The 18,524-nt window shown below is 55.2% G+C and carries 17 protein-coding genes; 1 reads left to right on the forward strand and 16 read right to left on the reverse strand.

Annotated features, from left to right (window positions below; translation table 11 throughout):
• Window positions 1-69 precede the first annotated feature (69 nt).
• From B1748_RS04160 to citZ, 16 genes are all read right to left on the reverse strand, one after another.
• Window positions 70-858 (reverse strand): DeoR/GlpR family DNA-binding transcription regulator, encoded by a 789-nt coding sequence (locus B1748_RS04160; RefSeq protein WP_087566596.1) that lies wholly within the window; start codon window positions 856-858, stop codon window positions 70-72.
• The gene (locus tag B1748_RS04165) at window positions 858-1,814 is read right to left on the reverse strand and encodes a sugar kinase (RefSeq protein WP_087566597.1); all 957 of its coding nucleotides are present in this window, start codon (window positions 1,812-1,814) and stop codon (window positions 858-860) included. Before B1748_RS04165 ends, B1748_RS04160 begins: the two co-directional genes overlap by 1 nt.
• Before the next feature lie 42 nt (window positions 1,815-1,856).
• Window positions 1,857-2,276 carry a hypothetical protein gene (locus tag B1748_RS04170; protein WP_087566598.1) on the reverse strand — a complete coding sequence of 140 codons (420 nt, stop codon included), beginning with the start codon at window positions 2,274-2,276 and terminating at the stop codon, window positions 1,857-1,859.
• Between the two features lie 132 nt (window positions 2,277-2,408).
• Window positions 2,409-2,609 carry a hypothetical protein gene (locus tag B1748_RS04175; RefSeq protein ID WP_087566599.1) on the reverse strand — a complete coding sequence of 67 codons (201 nt, stop codon included), beginning with the start codon at window positions 2,607-2,609 and terminating at the stop codon, window positions 2,409-2,411.
• 35 nt (window positions 2,610-2,644) lie between these two features.
• Complete coding sequence (locus tag B1748_RS04180) at window positions 2,645-3,202, reverse strand: DoxX family membrane protein (protein WP_373271247.1); 558 nt, start codon at window positions 3,200-3,202, stop codon at window positions 2,645-2,647.
• 241 nt (window positions 3,203-3,443) lie between these two features.
• Window positions 3,444-4,532 carry a PAS domain-containing sensor histidine kinase gene (locus tag B1748_RS04185; protein WP_087566911.1) on the reverse strand — a complete coding sequence of 363 codons (1,089 nt, stop codon included), beginning with the start codon at window positions 4,530-4,532 and terminating at the stop codon, window positions 3,444-3,446.
• A 37-nt stretch (window positions 4,533-4,569) separates the two neighbouring features.
• A complete protein-coding gene (locus tag B1748_RS04190; protein ID WP_087566601.1) occupies window positions 4,570-5,220 on the reverse strand; it encodes a response regulator transcription factor in 651 nt (216 codons plus the stop codon).
• The gene (locus tag B1748_RS04195) at window positions 5,217-5,720 is read right to left on the reverse strand and encodes a hypothetical protein (protein ID WP_087566602.1); all 504 of its coding nucleotides are present in this window, start codon (window positions 5,718-5,720) and stop codon (window positions 5,217-5,219) included. Before B1748_RS04195 ends, B1748_RS04190 begins: the two co-directional genes overlap by 4 nt.
• 157 nt (window positions 5,721-5,877) lie before the next feature.
• Window positions 5,878-6,588, reverse strand: coding sequence for a Crp/Fnr family transcriptional regulator (locus B1748_RS04200; protein WP_087566603.1), 711 nt, complete (start codon window positions 6,586-6,588; stop codon window positions 5,878-5,880).
• A 130-nt stretch (window positions 6,589-6,718) separates the two neighbouring features.
• Window positions 6,719-7,459 carry a pyruvate formate-lyase-activating protein gene (pflA, locus tag B1748_RS04205; RefSeq protein WP_087566604.1) on the reverse strand — a complete coding sequence of 247 codons (741 nt, stop codon included), beginning with the start codon at window positions 7,457-7,459 and terminating at the stop codon, window positions 6,719-6,721.
• A 29-nt stretch (window positions 7,460-7,488) separates the two neighbouring features.
• Window positions 7,489-9,759 carry a formate C-acetyltransferase gene (gene pflB / locus B1748_RS04210; RefSeq protein ID WP_087566605.1) on the reverse strand — a complete coding sequence of 757 codons (2,271 nt, stop codon included), beginning with the start codon at window positions 9,757-9,759 and terminating at the stop codon, window positions 7,489-7,491.
• Between the two features lie 22 nt (window positions 9,760-9,781).
• On the reverse strand, window positions 9,782-10,432 hold the full coding sequence (gene mobA, locus B1748_RS04215; protein ID WP_256975519.1) for a molybdenum cofactor guanylyltransferase: 651 nt from the start codon (window positions 10,430-10,432) through the stop codon (window positions 9,782-9,784).
• Window positions 10,433-10,576: 144 nt separating this feature from the next.
• On the reverse strand, window positions 10,577-12,787 hold the full coding sequence (gene recQ / locus B1748_RS04220; protein ID WP_087566607.1) for a DNA helicase RecQ: 2,211 nt from the start codon (window positions 12,785-12,787) through the stop codon (window positions 10,577-10,579).
• Between the two features lie 123 nt (window positions 12,788-12,910).
• Window positions 12,911-13,855, reverse strand: coding sequence for a malate dehydrogenase (mdh, locus tag B1748_RS04225; protein ID WP_087566608.1), 945 nt, complete (start codon window positions 13,853-13,855; stop codon window positions 12,911-12,913).
• A gap of 260 nt (window positions 13,856-14,115) precedes the next feature.
• Window positions 14,116-15,411 carry an NADP-dependent isocitrate dehydrogenase gene (icd, locus tag B1748_RS04230; RefSeq protein WP_087566609.1) on the reverse strand — a complete coding sequence of 432 codons (1,296 nt, stop codon included), beginning with the start codon at window positions 15,409-15,411 and terminating at the stop codon, window positions 14,116-14,118.
• Between the two features lie 91 nt (window positions 15,412-15,502).
• Entirely contained in the window at window positions 15,503-16,615 is a 1,113-nt protein-coding gene (gene citZ / locus B1748_RS04235) for a citrate synthase (protein ID WP_087566912.1), read from the reverse strand.
• A 322-nt stretch (window positions 16,616-16,937) separates the two neighbouring features.
• Between citZ and B1748_RS04240 the strand changes: the two genes are divergently transcribed.
• Complete coding sequence (locus tag B1748_RS04240) at window positions 16,938-18,455, forward strand: Ppx/GppA phosphatase family protein (protein WP_087566610.1); 1,518 nt, start codon at window positions 16,938-16,940, stop codon at window positions 18,453-18,455.
• Window positions 18,456-18,524 lie beyond the last annotated feature (69 nt).

An 18,524-nucleotide genomic window follows, 5' to 3' on the forward strand; every position in this document is an offset into this window, starting at 1 on the left:
TTTGCCTTTAAAATAAAACAGCGGCATGCCCTGGACGATAGAAAAGTCCTGGGATGCCGCTGTTTTATACTAGTCCGTTACATAAACCGCAACGCCGTGCCTCTCAAGCTCTGCGGCGAGGGCTCCCGACAGAGTCTGATCGGTAATGACGGCCTTCAGCTCTGCGACGCCCGCTACCGAGAACAACGAGTTGCGGTTGCTCTTCGTGTGGTCGAATACGGCATACGTTTCCTGCGAGCGCTTGATAAGCGCCTTCGCGATCTGCGCCTCCTGCTCGGAGTAAGAAGAGATGCCGCCCGCTGCCGAGATGCCGTCTATGCCGATGAACATCTTGCCGATATGGAGATTCGTGATCATCCCTTCGCCCAAAGGCCCGCATAACTCGAAGCTGTTATGGCGCATAATGCCGCCCGTGACGACAACCTGGATCTGACTGCCTGCCAGTTCCATCGCGATATTGACCGCGTTTGTCACGACGGTAATGCCCTTGCGCAGCTTGAGCAGCTTCGCGAGCAGGAAGTTGGTCGTCCCGCCGGAAAGGCCGATGACGTCCCCTTCGTGAATCAGCGTCGCGGCAAGCGCCGCGATCTTCTCTTTCTCGAGAATAGAGAGTCCTTCCTTCTCCGCGAAAGGCAGCTCTCGCATCGTCCCCATGCCATCGTACATGGCTCCGCCGATCGTGCGAATAACGGGATATACGCCTTCCATCTGCTCCAAATCTCTGCGCGCGGTCGCCTCCGAGCAGCCGAACCGCTCCACCATCTCCGTAATCGTAATGCGTCCCTGCTGCTTTAACAGCTGCAAAATCGCTTCCCTCCGTCGCTGGCCCTTGGAACCTCCGGTAAGCTCCGTCGTCATTAGCGTTCCACCCACGCCTTCGCCGACATCCGCTGCTCCACGACTTCCCATTCCGGCAACGCTTCCCAATCGCCGCGCATCTGAACGACGAGCGAGCCGTTAATGCTGGCGAGACGAACGGCCTCTACGGGCGACATGCCCTTCATCAGACCCGCAAGGAAACCCGCGCAGAAGCCGTCGCCTGCGCCGACGGTATCCACAACCTGCTCCGCAGGGTAGAAAGGAATGGAAGTCTCTTCGCCTTTATTAAGCACTATCGTCGAGTCTCCCATTCCTTTAACTACGCTGATTGCCTTAAGCTCTGCAAGCTTGGCTTTGACCTCCTTGTAATCGTCGGTCTGATACAACAGCTTCAGCTCGTCCCAGCCCGGCAGGAAATAATCCGCTTCCTGTATAAGCGGCAGCAAGGTCTCGCGAGCTTCCTCGATGGACCATAACTTCAGCCTAAGGTTAGGATCGAAGCTGATCTGCACGCCCGCTTCCTTGGCGACGTCTATGGCGCGGCGGACCGTACTGCGGCAGCTATCGCTGAGCGCGGTCGTAATGCCGGTGATATGAAGCAGCTTCGCTCCGCGGATGTAGTCCTCGTCGAGATCCTCGGGACGCATGCGGCTGGCAGCCGAATGTTTGCGGAAATAATGGACGGCGAGACGGCCCGCCACATGCTCGCGGAACATCATCCCTGTCGGCGCTTCGCCGCTTAGGTTGGCGCGGGATACATCGACGCCTTCGCCGCGAAGCGTTTTCAAGATCAGCTTGCCAAACGGATCGTTGCCAAGCGCGCCGAACCAGCCTACGGAAGCACCCAGCCTTGCAAGTCCGATGGCCACGTTGCTTTCCGCGCCTCCGAACCCTTGCTCAAGCTTGGAAGCCCTCTCAATCGCCTTGTGCTCTTCCGGCATAAAGAGAGCCATTGTCTCTCCGAACGTTACAATCTGTGGTGAACCCTCACGCACGGCAACTTCCCCCTCAATGTACTAACAACTCAAATTATTATTTTAGAATCGGAATACCATAAAATAAACGATTGCTACATATAGCACGAGAATAATCAAGCTCATGATCTTTGCATTATTGACGTAAGCTGTCGTACTTTGACCCGACTGGATAGCCGATACGATTCCCTTAAGCGGCTTGGATGCGATTCCGCCGAGAGCGGCAATGCCAAGAAACAAGAGCGTTATGATAATCATCCAGGCGACGGCGTAATCGCCTTGGGACATCAGATATCCGCCCGTCAGCAGCTGCACAATGAGAAAGTATTGCGCAATGCGATTGGCGGATAATAGTCCCTTCGCCAAACCGGCTTGTCCGTTCCCGTCGCTTTTGGAGGCTCCCCCCAGCATAATCGGCAGCACGACATAAAACCCCATTCCGACTGCTCCTAACACGTGTAACAATACCATTGCTTCATACATGTCCTATTCCTCCTGTTTCAATTTACCTATAGCTAATAGTTTATCAGAATCCGCGATATTTTCAAATGTACGATAAAAAAAGAGCGCCTCAGGCGCCGTGGTTTCCCTCGGCCTCTTGAGGCGCTTCGCGCTTTACAGCGCGTATTCCTTTAATTGATTTCGAGTCAGCTGCCTTCCCTCTTCCTCCTCCCTCTTCTCTCGCTTCTCCTCCATGCAAGCCCGGCATCTGGCCTCCGTGTCGCACTCGTTCGCGTCGGGACAGGTATAGCAATGATGCAGCATGAATTGGGTCAGCTCGTTGTCGACGTCCTCGTTCTTTGCCTGTGCAGTCATGTTCAACGCCTCCGCTTCCTTGAATTGTGATCGTATTAAAGCGTATTTCCGTTCAGTTTGCCGCCCGCTCCCGCTCCTGTTCCCGTTCCCGCCGCTCCGCCTCTGCCTTTTACACGAAGCCAGCCTTTGCGAATGATCGGCAGCAGGTAGTGGTCAAGTCCGAATCTGCCGGCGTTGGTTCCTGCAAGGAGTACGATTACGCCCAGCAGTACCAGCCAAGGGTTTGTGCTTACCGTTCCCGCGAAGAGGAACATGAAGTTCATCGCGAGTCCGAAGAAAGCGGCCGCCGCCGTCAGTCCGCCGACGATCAACCCTACGCCGACCAGGAACTCACCGACGGGGATCAAGATGTTAATGAGCTTTACGTTAGGCAATGCGAAGTGCTCGATGAATTTGGTGAATGTCGGATACACCAGTTCGTTCGTTGCTTTATCCATGACAGGGTTGGCAACGGCGTTTTTCAAGTATCCTGTTGCATCAAAGCCTCCTTTTAGTTTATGGAAGCCCGCATCCAGCCAAGCCCAGCCGACAATCAACCTTACAATCGTTACGATACCAGCAGCGTACACATTTTCTCTCAGCCATTTCATCATGATTGTTCACTCCCATAGTATAGTATGTGATTTATTTCACATTATTGAGTAGAGGAATCCGTCATTTAGACGAATACGACTTCTTGCGATTTTCTGCGGCAGGATCGCCGCTTGACTCTGGCGAAGCGGATTCCTTGGCATCCGATGACGAAAGCCGTCTTGTTCATGGCCTTCAACCTCCTTCTTGATTCTTATTATAAGCTACGATTTTGAATGGGTATGTGATTTAAATCACAATGTATTAATTTTTCCGCGAATGCGGAATTCTGAGCGTAACGATCGTTCCCCTGCCAAGCTCCGACTCCACGTTAAGACTGCCTCCGGCTATCCGGGCCCGCTCTGCCATGCTAAAGCGTCCTACGCCTACAGAGACTGCAGTGGTATCGAAGCCGGCGCCATCATCGACGATCCGGACTACAACCTCTTCGCCGTCTTCAAGAATCGATACCGCGGCATCGGACACGTCTGCATACTTGGCGATATTCGTCAGCGCCTCCTGGATAACTCTATACATCACCGTCTCGACTCGGATACCGAGACGGGTCGCAAGCTTGCATTTAAAATCGATTTCGATGCCGTAATGCGACTCATAATTGCCGATATACGAGCGAATCGCCGGTTCAATGCCCATATCATCCAATACCGATGGGCGCAGCTCCCATGCAAGACCGCGGACCTCCTCGATGATGCCGGCTACATTTTCCCGCAAGAACCGCAAATCGCCGACTTCCCGATCCGGATTCGCAATGACGCGATCCAACTGGATGAGCAACGAGAACAAGCTTTGTCCGATGCCGTCGTGGAGCTCCCTGGAAAACTTCTTGCGTTCGTCCTCCTGGATCGTCAACACCTTCTCCAGAGTCTCCTTCAGCTCTTCCTCCACCTTCTTGAGACGGGTAACCTCGCTTCTGATGGCCAAATACTGATACGGTTTTCCGTTCTCGCCGACAAAAGGCACAATCGTCGTATTCACCCAATAATTCGATCCGTCTTTGGCGCGGTTCTTAATATCGCCCGACCATACTTTGCCCGAACCGATCGTCGCCCAAAGCTCCCGCATAAACGACTTGGGATGATAACCTGAATTAATGATCCGATGATCTTTTCCCATCAGCTCTTCGCGCGGATACTTGGAAATTTCGCAAAATTTATCATTCACGTATACGATTTTGCCTCTCGCATCCGTAACGGCTACAATCGACGATTCATCGAGCGCAAACTTCACGTCCGCAAGTTGCTTGAGCGACTGGCGCAGCTCCTCGCGGAACCTCACGTCACTTACATGGTCTGCCAGCTGGGACAACAAAGCGTCGACCCGTCCCGCAATCATTCTGTTGCCTTGAAGGCTCTCCCCGGCATTCTCGCCTTTAGTCAAATTGCAGCAGTCCCTTCTTCATAGCGTATTGAATCAGCTCCGGCCGCGTCTTCAGTCCCAACTTCTCCATGACGTTGCTCTTATGAGACTCTACCGTCTTCACGCTAATAAAGAGAAGCTCGGCGATCTCTTTATTGCCATATCCCTTGGCCGCAAGGGACAGCACTTCCCTCTCTCTCTCCGACAAGGAGTCGAAGGCGTCGCTTTCATCCTTTTTCGCGCCAGCCACATAACGATTCATCAGCTGCCTGGTTGCCGACGGATACAAGTAGGCTGCCCCCGAAGATACGGTGCGAATCGCGTTCAGCAGCTCTTCGTGGGGAGCGCTCTTTAGGACGTACCCCGATGCCCCCGCCTCAATCGCGCGGAATAGATATTCCGAATCGTCGTGCATCGACAACATAAGAACAGCCACATCGGGCAGCAGCTTTTTGAGCTCCGACGCAGCTGTAATTCCGTCTTTCCCTTGAGGCATGCTCAGATCCATAAGGACGACGTCCGGATGATGCTCCATCGCCGCCCGAATGCCTTCGTCTCCGTCGGCGCCTTCTGCCACGACCTCGATTTCTCCCTTGCTGCTAAGCAGCATCTTCAGGCCGGAACGAACCATGGCATGGTCATCCACGATGACAATCCTAATCATCCCACTCCTCCATTCATCATGACATTCCATTTCCCCCCATCATACCGCCAGAGTGCCGATAGTTCAATCCATAATGGCATTTTGGAGGAAATTTGCCGAATTTTAATCTCCTCAAACGAATGCGCCTCCTCCCTTCTGCCAACCACAAGAACGCTGCTTCCGTATTCGTTCGCGGGCGCAGGCAAAGGAATGGCGATCGCGGCTGCCAGCCGCTCCGCCAGCATGACGGGACATTCGCCAAGCATATGGGCATTTTTCTCGGCGCTTGCCTGATAGGGTACTCCGAGCCGAATAGCCATGCCGCCTACACCCAAGCCCGATCTCAGCTCCATTCGCGCAAGGCGCGAACTGCTTGCACCATAAGTGCTGATCCATCTGCCTCTTCGATCGGGTAAGACAAGCTTCGCCAATGCCGCAAAATCGCCTCCTAGCTCCCGTGCAGCATCTTCCAGCGCCGTTGCCAGCCTATCGTAACCATTTAGAGCTTCCCATGACTCCACAATTGCTCCTCCTCTCAAGCCTCGCTTATCCCCACCTGGGTATGCGCCCGGCCGCATCGTTAACGAGAAGTCCCCGCCGGCTGTCTGCGGGCGGGGACTTCTAGAGATTGGTCAAAAAGTCTTAAACCGGACTTTTGAACACGCACTCCTAATTACGTTACATTCGACATACTTCCTTCGGACAATTCTCGCAGCAGCATACTTCCTTCAAGTATTCAATCCGATTTACGGTATAGTGGCCGTCCTTGTACGTAATCACATTTTCCTTTTTAAGATCGGCAAGCATCCGATTGACGCTCTCGCGGGTTGCGCCGATCATGTCCGCCATCTCTGTGTTGCTGAGCTTCAGATCGATCCGGATACCTTCTTCGTTCTCTTCTCCGTAAGAATTGCATAGACGGATCAGCAACGAACAGAGGGCGCCGGTCTTGCCGAACAACATGAGATCACGGAATTTCGTCTGGGTCAGCCGATGCATCAGCCCCATCCACTTCATAAATTCCAAAGCCAGGTCGCCATGCTGCCAGAGCAGAGTCTCCAGATCCTTGCGCTGGATAACGCCCACCTTGGCATCCTCCGTCACCTCTGCAGAGGTGCTGTGCGTGGAATCTTTAAAAGGCTCCATCTGGCCGATGAGATCGCCGTTTTGATGCAGATAGAGGGTCAAAGATCGGCCTGCGTCAGACATCTTCGTCGATTTGATTCGGCCTTCGAAAATGTAGAACAGCTTGTCGGCTGCGTCTCCCTCCCAGAATAGGCAGCTGCCCTTTTCTACGCTCTTGATGTACATGATGCCCCGCAGCCTCTCGAAGCTCTCGTCCGTCAATATCGCTCCGAATCCGCTCTGTCTTCCCGCAGTCACTGTCATGACGCCAATCCCTCCCGTACGTTTCTTCTATATTTATCATACGCTATGGACCGCAGCAGCCGCATCGGGGAATGCACTGATTAAACGGGAGGAATCTCCCTGAATATTCGACGGATGGCGAGGATCCCTGTCAAGCATGAGCCGTCCCGACTGAGCGGGCGGACTCCTCGATGATGCGACGCGCCCGCTTGACCTCTTCCTCATCGGGCGGCCGCACGCCTGCCAGCGGATAGTCCTTGCCGAGCCGCTCCCATTTGTACACGCCCATCTCGTGGTACGGCAACAGCTCGAGCCGTTCGACGTTGCTTAGTTCGCCCATGAATTGTCCCAGCAGGCTCAAGTCCTCTTTGTCGTCTGTATGTCCGGGTATAAGGACGTGGCGGATCCAGACCGGCTTGCGGATTTCCGACAGCCAGCTTGCGAATTTCAAAATGCGATCATGAGGCTGCGAGGTTAACCGGATATGCTTATCCGGATGAAGCTGCTTCAGATCCAACAGCACAAGATCCGTATAACTCATCAGCTCCCCTGCATGAGAAGGGTCGCAGAAGCCTGAGCTGTCCAAAGCCGTATGAAGCCCGAACCTCTCCTTGCATGCTTTGAACAGCTTGGCGACAAACGGCGCCTGCAGGGTAGGCTCGCCTCCCGTTACCGTTATGCCTCCTCCCGAACCCTGGTAGTATGGCAAGTACGGCTCAATCTCGCTAAGAATATCCTCAACCTCCACCTGCCTTCCTCCCGCCGTGTCCCAAGTATCGGGATTGTGGCAGAAGTCGCAGCGCAAAGCGCAGCCCTGCATGAACAGGACGAAGCGAATGCCAGGTCCGTCCACCGTTCCAAAAGTGTCTATCGAATGAATTCGTCCTGACATGAGTGCCACGCTCCTATCGCATGTTTAATCTAGATTTCTCCGTGGAATGTACGGCCGATGACGTCAAGCTGTTGCTCCCTCGTCAGCTTTATGAAGTTGACCGCGTAGCCCGAGACCCGGATCGTGAGTTGAGGATACGACTCCGGATGCTCCATCGCGTCCAGAAGCTGCTCGCGATTGAAGACGTTGATGTTCAGATGATGGCCGCCGCTTGCGGCATAACCGTCTAGCAGCGCGGACAGGTTGCGATGGCGAACCTCCTCTTCCTTCCCGAGCGCCTTGGGAATAATCGAGAACGTATTCGATATGCCGTCCAGGCTGTGCTCGTAAGGCAGCTTGGCCACGGAAGCCAGCGAAGCGAGGGCGCCCTTGCGGTCCCGGCCATGCATCGGATTCGCCCCTGGCGCGAACGGCTCTCCGGCTTTGCGGCCGTCCGGCGTCGTTCCCGTCTTTTTGCCGTAGACGACGTTCGACGTAATTGTCAGCACGCTCAACGTCGGAATCGCGTCGCGATACGCCCTGTGACCGCGCAGCCGATTCATGAAACCTTCTACAAGCGAAACCGCTATGTCGTCTACGCGATCATCGTTATTGCCGTATTGCGGATAGTCGCCGATAATCTCGAAGTCGACGGCAATGCCGCGCTCGTCTCTAATTGGCCGCACTTTTGCGTGTTTGATTGCGCTGAGCGAATCCGCCACAACGGACAAGCCCGCAATGCCGCAAGCCATCGTCCGGACGATATCCCTGTCGTGCAACGCCATCTCGATGCGCTCGTAGCCGTATTTGTCATGCATGTAGTGGATGACGTTCAGCGTATTCATGTACAGCTTGGACAGCCAATCCATTACGAGATCAAAGTTGGCCATCACTTCGCTGTAATCCAGCACCTCCGATGTGATCGGCGCCATGACCGGCCCCACTTGAATGCCAAGCTTCTCGTCCTTGCCTCCGTTGATCGCGTATAGCAGCGCCTTCGCCAGATTCGCGCGGGCGCCAAAAAATTGCATTTGCTTGCCGATCCGCATGGCCGATACGCAGCAAGCGATGCCATAATCGTCGCCGAATTGCGGACGCATCAGATCGTCGTTTTCGTATTGGATCGAGCTGGTCTCGGCCGAGACGCGCGCACAGTACGTCTTAAAGGCTTCGGGCAGGCTCTTGGACCATAAGACGGTCAGGTTCGGCTCGGGAGCCGGTCCCAGGTTGTACAAGGTGTGCAGAAAGCGGAACGAGTTCTTTGTTACTCGCGTACGGCCATCCAGCCCCATGCCGCCGATCGACTCCGTCACCCAAGTGGGATCGCCGCTAAACAGTTCGTTGTAATCCGGCGTGCGAAGAAATTTTACAAGTCTCAGCTTCATGACGAAGTGATCGACCAGTTCTTGTGCGCCCGCTTCCGTTAGCGTGCCCTCTTGCAGATCCCGCTCGATATAGATATCGAGGAAACTCGATACGCGGCCCAGACTCATCGCCGCGCCGTTTTGCTCCTTGATGGCGGCAAGATATGCGAAGTAAAGCCATTGCACGGCCTCGCCTGCATTGCGGGCCGGCTTCGAAATGTCGTACCCGTAAGCGGCCGCCATCTCTTTAAGCTCCGACAGCGCCCGAATCTGCTCCGACAGCTCTTCCCTGAGACGTATGACATCCTCGCTCATCACATCCGGCTCAAGCGCCAGCTGATCGGCTTTCTTCGCCTCAATGAGCGCATCCACGCCATAAAGCGCGGCTCTCCGGTAATCGCCAATGATGCGGCCGCGGCCGTAAGCGTCGGGCAGCCCCGTGACGATACCCGCCTTCCTGGCAAGCCTCATCTCAGTCGTGTAAGCATCGAATACGCCTTGATTATGCGTCTTGCGAATATCGCGGAATATAGCTTCGATCTCGGGATCCAGCTTATAGCCGTACGCCTCGCATGCGTCAATCGCCATCCGAATGCCGCAGAACGGCTGAATCGAACGTTTGAGCGGCGCGTCGGTTTGCAGCCCGACGATGGTCTCCTTCTCCTTGTCGATATAACCGGGACCATGCGAGGTAATCGTCGATATGGTATGAACATCAATGTCGTGCACGCCGCCGCGCTCGCGTTCTTCCTTAAGCAGGATGCTGACTTGATCCCACAAAGAAGTCGTACGGTCGGTCGGTCCGGCCAGGAAGCGCTCGTCCCCTTCGTAGGACGTCAAATTTTTCTCGATAAAGGAGTTAACGTCGATTCCCTTCGTCCATTCGCCGAACGCAAACCCCCGCCAAGCTTCGTTCACAGTAGTTCTGATCGCTCTATCCTTCTCCGTCGTTGCCATTCTATTCGCCTCCACTTCAGATTCACGCTTTCGCTATTCGAGCTTCGCTTTCCGCAACAATCGCCTGATACTCTTCATCCGTCCTAACGGATCTTGCGAACTTGCCGTTGACGCCTTCGCTCTCGAATGAATAGGCTTCAACCTTGACGACGTCAATGGCCGCAAGCAGCTCGGAAAACTCCGTCCGCCCGCGATCCAGCAGCTTGCCGCTAATCTCGGACACGGATCTATCGTAAATCCCGTGCAACGGAATCGCCGCCCCTCTAATAAACGGAATTGCCGCCAGGCCTCCCCCCTGCATCATTCGCGAGTAGAGAAGCATAGCTGCTTGTGATGAGGGGAACGGCATATGACAGCCCAGCACCCACACTTCCTCATTTCCAGACAAGGCAATGCCTGCATGGAACCCGCTAAGCAACCCCTCGCCGCCGAAGTAATCGCTGATAATACGGACATCCCGGTCCACCGAACGGCGCAATAAATCCGGCTCGCCTGTCACGATCGTTATTTCGTCGCAGCAGGTTCTCATTTCACGAATTTGCCTCTCCAGCAGAGTCTCTCCCCCGATTGTGAGGAATGCGCGATTTTTTCCGTTCGTTCCGCGGTGTGCGCCGCCAGCCAGAATAACGCCGGATAACAATGAGATCACTCCTCCCGCTATTGCTTTGATCATCTCTATTTCACCATAAAGGAGCATATTGGCGCTGTGAAAAAAATCACGATTTTAGGTTTATGTCGGTAATTGGATCGCTCGAACTTATAGTGGGCATTCACAAACAAACCCGCCGGTAGGATCCGGCGGGCGAACTAGAATCGTTTATGAGATAATTCCGTGCTTGCACAGCACGCCATGAATGGCAAAGTAGGAAACATCCGGCGGCAGCTCGTCCTTGATGGGACGCAGCTTTTCCGCGCCAACCTTCTCGATGGCCGCAAGAATGAGCGGCTCTTGCACTGGAGGAACGATACGATCCCAGTCTACCTCGTAGCCTTCTCCCGCCGCGCGAATGATGTGTCCTTCCACAGTGACTTGACCCAGTCCCCGCTCCTTGGCGATGTCCCCCGTCGTAATCCCTTCGTTGAACATCTCCAGCGAGAGCAGATGGCTCGGCATTTCATCTCCGGAGGCAGTTCGCGTCACTTGGGATGAAGTTCCCTGCTTACCTACGGATCCGGCTCCTCCGGCATGTCCGGTCAACCGATTCGCAGCACCGGTCCCGCCCGATCCGGCGTCCCCTTGGGATATTTCGCCCCCGAACTCCGCTACGATTCGCGCGATGTCCTCGCCGTACTTGCTCACCTTGGCCGCGCCGATCCCCTTGATGGACATGAGCTCCTCCGCATGCCTCGGCCGTGCGCCTGCAATATCCTTCAACGTAGAGTCGAAAAAAATCATGAACGGAGGCACGCTCTCCCGGGCTGCCGCTTCTCTCCGCCATTGCTTCAACGCTTCGAACAACGGCGATGATTCTGCTGCCGTCATGCCGCCGCTGGATTGCCGCACAGAAGCTCGTACGCGCTGCGTGATCACTTGCTTGCCTTCCAGCACCGGCAAGGCGTTCGCTGTCAAAGATACCGTGGGATACTGCCCTTCGCTGAGCCGCATATACCCTTCCGCCACGAGCCAGTACAGCCAGTCCGCGATTTCCTTCTCGGGCAAGCGACTCATGAGGCCGTAGGTGGAAAGCCTGTCCAGCCCGAACTCCAGCAGACGTTTGTCGCGGGAGCCCTTAAGCACCTTGGCGGCCATCGTCACGCCGAAGCGGCCTTTCATCCGGCCGACGCAGGACAACGCCATCTTCGCTTCCTCCGTACGGTCGACCGCTTCGCTCTTGTCGAGACAGCTGCTGCACTTGCCGCACGGCTGCACGTCCGTTTCGCCGAAGTAATCGACGATGAACTGCTGCAGACAGCGCTGCGTCCGGCTGTAGTTCATCATCTGATGGAGCTTGGACAGTTGGATCGACTTGCGATCCGTGTCGCCGGAGCCTTGCTCGATGAGAAATCGCTGGACCTGCATGTCGGCAGGCTCGAACAACAGGACACAGTCGCTTTCCTCGCCATCCCGGCCAGCCCTGCCCGCTTCCTGGTAATAAGACTCCAGATCGCCGGGCATTTGCCAGTGCAGTACGAAACGAACGTTGGGTTTGTCGATGCCCATGCCAAAAGCGTTAGTCGCAACCATCACACGGCTGCGATCGAAGCGGAACGACTCTTGCGCCTCCGCACGCTCGGCATCTCCGAGGCCGCCATGATATTTGTCCGCCGCAATCCCGTTTTTCTGCAGCATGGCGCATACTTCTTCCGTCTCTTTGCGGGTCGCCGCGTAGATAATGCCGGATTCGCCCTCCCGCTCCTTTATAAACTTCGCGAGGAACCGCTTCTTGTCGACGCCCGTCACAACGGAGAGCGACAGGTTCGGGCGGGCGAACCCCGTCACGTAACGGCGAGGTTCGTTCAGGCGGAGCATAGCTTCGATATCCTCGGCCACCTCCGGCGTCGCTGTCGCGGTAAAGGCCGCTACAAGCGGACGATTCTGCATGCGGCCGATCCAGCCGGCCAGCTGCCGGTAGCTCGGCCGGAAGTCATGCCCCCACTGCGAGACGCAATGCGCCTCGTCAATGGCGATTAGCGGGATTTGAAGCTGCTCCGACAACGACTGGAACATAGCGGAGTCCAGACGCTCCGGCGCGACGTAGAGCAGCTTATAGTCGCCTTGCATCGCTCCTCGCAGCACCTCCCTGTATTCGGCTGCGCCTAGCGAGCTGTTCAAAAATGCCGCCGACACGCCGAGTCGCCGCAAGCTGTCTACTTGATCCTTCATCAGCGAGATCAGCGGCGAGATGACGAGCGTCGTGCCGGGCAGCAGCAGGGCTGGCAGCTGGTAACAGATCGATTTGCCCCCGCCCGTCGGCAGAATGGCCAGCGTGTCATGCCCGTCCACGATTCCGGCGATAATGTCCTCCTGCCCTTTGCGGAAGCTGTCATAGCCATACACTTGCTTTAATAACGATAATGCTTGCTCCATTCCTCTCCCCCTCCTTCGATGGCTCCCGAAAAACAAAAGGACCCTGGCAGCATCTGTCAGGGTCCTCCTGTACCGGCCGCGTTATACGGCCGTCAACACATAATATGAATTGCCGACCGGCTGCTAACCTGCCTCGACGACATTAATAACGTTCCGTACGGATTGCGCCGAACGGTCCAACGCCGCCTTCTCTTCGTCCGTCAGCTCCAGCTCGATCACCTTTTCGATGCCGTCGCCGCCAAGCACCGCAGGCACGCCCATAAACAAGTTATTGTAGCCGTACTCGCCTTGCAGATAAGCGATAACCGGGATAATCCGTTTCTTGTCCTTCAGCACCGCTTCCGTCATCTGCACGAGTGAAGCCGCCGGTGCGTAATACGCGCTGCCGTTGCCCAGCAAACCTACGATTTCTCCGCCGCCCACGCGAGCCCGTTGCACAATGGCTTCGATGCGGTCAGCCGGGATCAGCTTCTCGATCGGGATGCCTGCAACGTTGGAGTAGCGCACGAGCGGTACCATGTCGTCGCCATGGCCGCCCAGCACGAAGCCGCGCACGTCTTCTACGGATACGTTCAGCTCTTGCGCGATAAACGTGCAGTAACGAGCCGTGTCGAGGACGCCGGATTGTCCGATAACTCTGTTTTTCGGGAAACCGAGGCTCTGGAAAGCCACGTACGTCATCGCGTCAACCGGATTGCTCAATATAATGACGTAGGCGTTCGGGCTTGTTTCCTTTACGCTCTCGCAAACGGAACGGACGATGCCCGCATTCGTGTTTACAAGGTCGTCCCGGCTCATGCCGGGCTTGCGCGCGATGCCTGCCGTAATAATAACGACATCGGAATCTTTGGCGTCTTCGTAGCTCGCCGTGCCGACGATATTCGCGTCCACGCCAAGAACCGGAGTTGCCTCCAGCATATCGAGCGCCTTCCCTTTGGTCGGGTTCTCCAGCGGCGCGATATCAAGCAATACGACGTCTCCAAGTTCCTTTTGCGCCAGCATAAGCGCCGTTGTTGCGCCTGTAAAGCCCGCTCCGACTACCGTAATCTTTTTGCGTTTGATTGCCATGAGAGTGATCCCCTTCCATTTTAAAGACGCCGAAGCCCCCAGCCTTTTAAAGGTAGTTCAAAAAGTCCGCTTCCCACCACGATGTATGCCAAGAAGCTTACTCGACATCGAATCTTGAATGCAGGCGAAACTTCCGTTGCTCACGTAGCTTCCACTACGCTCCGCTACTCAGTTTCTACCTGCCTCCAATCTTCTTGGTGCTGAAAACCGAACTTTTTGAACACGCTATTTATGCGACCGAGGGTATGCTGCGACTTTGATTACATGTTTTCGATGATTTGATCGGCGAACGCGGAGCATTTAACTTCCGTTGCGCCTTCCATCAGACGTGCAAAGTCGTAAGTAACCGTTTTGTTGTTGATGGATGTTTCCATGCCTTTGTAGATCAGGTCGGCAGCTTCCTGCCAGCCCAGATGCTCAAGCATCATAACGCCGGACAGAATGACGGAGCCAGGGTTCACGACGTCTTTGTCCGCGTATTTCGGAGCCGTGCCGTGCGTAGCTTCGAAGATCGCATGGCCAGTCAGGTAGTTGATGTTCGCGCCCGGCGCGATGCCGATGCCGCCGACTTGAGCAGCCAGGGCGTCGGACAGGTAGTCGCCGTTCAGGTTCAACGTAGCGATCACGTCGAAGTCTGTTGGACGAGTCAGTACTTGCTGCAGCGCGATGTCCGCGATAGCGTCCTTCACGATGATTTTGCCGGCTGCTTCAGCATCGGCTTGTGCTTTGTTAGCCGCGTCAACGCCTTCAGCGTCCTTGATGCGGTCATATTGTCCCCAAGTGAAGGTTTGTTCAGCGAACTCTTGCTCGGCCACTTCGTAGCCCCAGTTCTTGAACGCGCCTTCCGTGAATTTCATGATGTTGCCTTTGTGTACCAGCGTAACGGACTTGCGGCCGTGTTTGATCGCGTATTCGATCGCGGCGCGAGCCAGACGCTTCGAACCTTCAGCGGATACCGGCTTGATGCCGATGCCGGACGTTTCAGGGAAACGGATTTTGTTAACGCCCATTTCCTTCTGCAGGAACTCGATCACTTTCTTGACTTCCGCAGAACCTTCCGCGTACTCGATGCCCGCATAGATATCCTCTGTATTTTCACGGAAAATAACCATGTTAACCAGCTCCGGACGTTTCACCGGGGAAGGCACGCCGTCGAAGTAACGGACGGGACGAAGGCAAGTGTACAGATCCAGCTCTTGACGAAGCGCTACGTTAAGGGAACGAATGCCGCCGCCGATTGGCGTCGTCAATGGACCTTTGATGGCAACGATGTACTCGCGAATAGCCGTCAGCGTGTCGGCAGGAAGCCACTCGCCATATTCGTTGAACGCTTTTTCGCCGGCGAATACTTCATACCAAGCGATCTTTTTCTCGCCGTTGTAAGCTTTCTCTACAGCTGCGTCAAGAACGCGCTTGGATGCGCGCCAGATGTCGCGGCCCGTGCCGTCGCCTTCGATAAACGGGATGATCGGCTGGTTAGGAACTTGAAGTTTGCCGTTGTCAATTGTAATTTGCTCGCCTTCTGTTGGAAGCGCGTATTTCTCGAACTGTGCCATGAATGAATTCCTCCTAAAAATGGGTTGTATCTTATGATCTTGAACAGGAGAACAAGCTTCCGCTTGCTCTCTCTTCTCTGGTTGTTGTCAATTAGCGTTGCTCGATCGGGACGTACTTGGCGTTTACCGGACCGACATAGTCGGCACGCGGACGGATCAAACGATTGTCCTGGTACTGCTCCAGAATGTGTGCGCTCCAGCCGGACAGGCGGCTGATGGCGAAGATCGGCGTAAACAGATCGCGCGGAATCTCGAGCGCCGTGTAGACGGATGCGGAGTAGAAGTCGACGTTTGGCTTCAGACCCTTTTGGCCCGTTACCAGCTCTTCGATCTTAACCGACATCTCGTAAAGCTCCATATTGCCTCTCAGCTTGCCAAGCTCGCGGGACATCTTTTGCAGATGCTTCGCGCGCGGGTCGCCGTTCTTGTAGACGCGGTGACCGAAGCCCATGATTTTCTGTTTGTTCGCAAGCGCATTGTTTATGTAGCCCTCAACGTTCGCGAACGAACCAATCTCCTCCAGCATGACCATAACGGCTTCGTTTGCTCCGCCGTGCAGCGGGCCTTTGAGAGCGCCGATAGCGGAAGTAATGCCGGAATAGATGTCCGAAAGGGTAGCTACCGTTACGCGAGCGGCGAACGTTGATGCGTTAAGCTCATGGTCGGCATGAAGGACTAGCGCTTGATCCAGCGCTTTTACAGCCACGTCGGATGGCTCGTTGCCCGACAGCATGTACAGGAAGTTATGGGCGATGGATACGCCTTTTTTGGGAGCGACTGGTTCTTTGCCTTCGCGAATGCGGGAGAATGCCGCTACGACCGCAGGCAACTGAGCTTGCAATTTAATCGCTTTCAGCTGATTGGCTTCAGGCGACATGTCGTTAGCAGCTTGATCGTACAAAGCAAGACTGGAGATAGCCGTGCGAAGAGCCGCCATGGAATTCGTATTCTTCGGATACAGCTTCATGCCCTCAAGCACTTCATTCGGTACAACCGCGTACTCGTCCAATTGCTTCTGAAGCGTTTCAATCTCGGAACGATTCGGGAGCTTGCCGTACCATAGCAGGTAAGCGACTTCTTCGAAAGAGGCGTTCTCTGCGAGATCGTCGATGTTAATGCCGCGGTAAGTCAGGACGCCATCAATGATCGAACTGATGGACGAAGCCGCAGCGACGATGCCCTCAAGACCTTTAGTTGCTGTCATCGTTCTCTCTCCTTTATACTCAAAAATATTAATCAAATGATTAATGGGATTCCATTTTTGCTCATCGTAATCAATCATAAATGATTTTTGGGATGAAGCCAACAAAATGGGACATAAAAATGCTTTATCGGCATCATTCATAAAATAAATCGGCAAGCCGGACAACATCTTGGCTAAGGAAGGCATCCCCAGCCTCGACAAGTAATTATTCCACGGCCGCATATGGATTATACTTCGAATTGCCGCCCATTGTGTGATAAAATGTCCAGAAGACTTACAGCATACCACAATAACATGCCGGAATGAAACGGAGGATTCGCCTTTGATAGGACAATGTATCGGCATTATCGACATTGGCTCGGGCTCCGTGCGCCTTGTCGTGTACGAGAGAACGGATAACGGCGGGCATCGCGTCGTCGACGGCAGCAAGCGCTCCACGCGATTAAGCGGGAGAATGGATGAGAGCGGGGCTTTGCCCCTTGGCGATATCGCCGAACTTATAGACACGCTTCAGCACTTCAAGCTGATCTGTTCCCACCACGGAATTTCCCAAATACGCACGGTCGCTACGGCGGCCATCCGCAACGCCGCGAACCGGGATCAAATACTGGATGAGATCCACCGCGAGACCGGCCTGTTCATCGAGCTGCTATCCGGTGAGGACGAAGCCGCATACGGCTTTCTCGGCATGATCAACTCCCTGCAAGCTGACAACGGATATCTCATCGACATAGGCGGCGGCAGTACGGAGGTATCGCTTTTTATGGATCGTGAGCTGGTACACTCCGTCTCCTTTCCGTTCGGATGCGTCAGCTTGAACAAAAAATTCGATTCCAAGGATGGTTTGACGGACGACGCGCTGAAATCGATCGAGAGCATCGTGATGTCGGCCGTGAAGGAGAATCTCTGGATCGGCGAGCTTCCCGGACTGCCGCTCGTGGGAGTCGGGGGCACGGTGCGCGCCCTCGGCAAGGTGCATCAGGCGGCTGTCGATTATCCGTTCCGCCAGACGCACAACTACGTCATCGAGAAGAACGGCGTCGACGAGTTGTATCATGCCATGCGCGCCATGCCGCTGGATCGCCGGCGCAAGCTGCCCGGGCTGTCCAAGGATCGTGCCGACGTCATCATACCCGGCGTCGCGATTCTTAGAGCCGTTTTCCGCGCTGCGCGTGCGAGACATTACCGCATATGCGGTGCCGGGCTTCGAGACGGCTTGTTCCACTCGACGCGATTCCCTGATCAGCCCAAGCTCGCCGATCCGCTTGCGTTCAGCTTAAAAAACATCAGTTCTCTGCACACCGAAGCGCCCACTCAGCATGTCATGCAAGTGAACCGGCTGGCGCTGAATCTGCTGGAAACGCTGGAAACGACGATCGAGCTGCCTCCTGAGGCGCGAACCATTCTGCACGTCGCGTCGCTGCTTCATCGAATAGGGGCATCGATCGATTATTATGATTACGCTCCCCATTCCTTCTATCTCATCGTGCACTCTCAGTTGAACGGATTGACGCACCGCGAGATCGTAATGACGGCCGCCATCGCCTCATTCCGAGGCAAAGGCAAGGCCAGGACGCAGACGGCTCCATACCGCGTACTCGTCTCCGAAGCCGACCTGGATCTGGTAGGCAAGCTAGGCTTGCTGTTGCAGCTGGCCGCGGCCCTGGATCGCAGCGAGACGCAGAGAATCGGCGACCTGCTGATTACGATAGACGGCACACGTCTCCTGTTGGCTCCGCTGGCTCCCCTCGGCTCGCTTGCCGTCGAGCGGCGCGAGGTGGGAGAACTTGCCGCCGAATTCAGGAAACATTGGTTACTGGAGCCGGTTCTGGAGGGGTAGCAACCGTCTACAGCAACCAAACGTCATGCAAACGCGGAAGGGGCCGTCCCGCTCGGGACAGCCCCTTCC

Source organism: Paenibacillus sp. MY03 (assembly GCF_002165585.1).
In the GTDB taxonomy this organism is placed as follows: domain Bacteria; phylum Bacillota; class Bacilli; order Paenibacillales; family Paenibacillaceae; genus Pristimantibacillus; species Pristimantibacillus agaridevorans.

Coding starts and splice junctions, on each gene's coding strand:
- mobA (WP_256975519.1), bottom strand. CDS start 10,432: ATGATCAAAGCAATAGCGGGAGGAGTGATCTCATTGTTATCCGGCGTT.
- B1748_RS04200 (WP_087566603.1), bottom strand. CDS start 6,588: ATGACAGTGACTGCGGGAAGACAGAGCGGATTCGGAGCGATATTGACG.
- B1748_RS04190 (WP_087566601.1), bottom strand. CDS start 5,220: ATGATTAGGATTGTCATCGTGGATGACCATGCCATGGTTCGTTCCGGC.
- citZ (WP_087566912.1), bottom strand. CDS start 16,615: ATGACAGCAACTAAAGGTCTTGAGGGCATCGTCGCTGCGGCTTCGTCC.
- B1748_RS04175 (WP_087566599.1), bottom strand. CDS start 2,609: ATGACTGCACAGGCAAAGAACGAGGACGTCGACAACGAGCTGACCCAA.
- B1748_RS04170 (WP_087566598.1), bottom strand. CDS start 2,276: ATGTATGAAGCAATGGTATTGTTACACGTGTTAGGAGCAGTCGGAATG.
- B1748_RS04160 (WP_087566596.1), bottom strand. CDS start 858: ATGACGACGGAGCTTACCGGAGGTTCCAAGGGCCAGCGACGGAGGGAA.
- B1748_RS04185 (WP_087566911.1), bottom strand. CDS start 4,532: ATGATTGCGGGACGGGTCGACGCTTTGTTGTCCCAGCTGGCAGACCAT.
- icd (WP_087566609.1), bottom strand. CDS start 15,411: ATGGCACAGTTCGAGAAATACGCGCTTCCAACAGAAGGCGAGCAAATT.
- mdh (WP_087566608.1), bottom strand. CDS start 13,855: ATGGCAATCAAACGCAAAAAGATTACGGTAGTCGGAGCGGGCTTTACA.
- pflB (WP_087566605.1), bottom strand. CDS start 9,759: ATGGCAACGACGGAGAAGGATAGAGCGATCAGAACTACTGTGAACGAA.
- pflA (WP_087566604.1), bottom strand. CDS start 7,459: ATGTCAGGACGAATTCATTCGATAGACACTTTTGGAACGGTGGACGGA.
- B1748_RS04180 (WP_373271247.1), bottom strand. CDS start 3,202: ATGATGAAATGGCTGAGAGAAAATGTGTACGCTGCTGGTATCGTAACG.
- recQ (WP_087566607.1), bottom strand. CDS start 12,787: ATGGAGCAAGCATTATCGTTATTAAAGCAAGTGTATGGCTATGACAGC.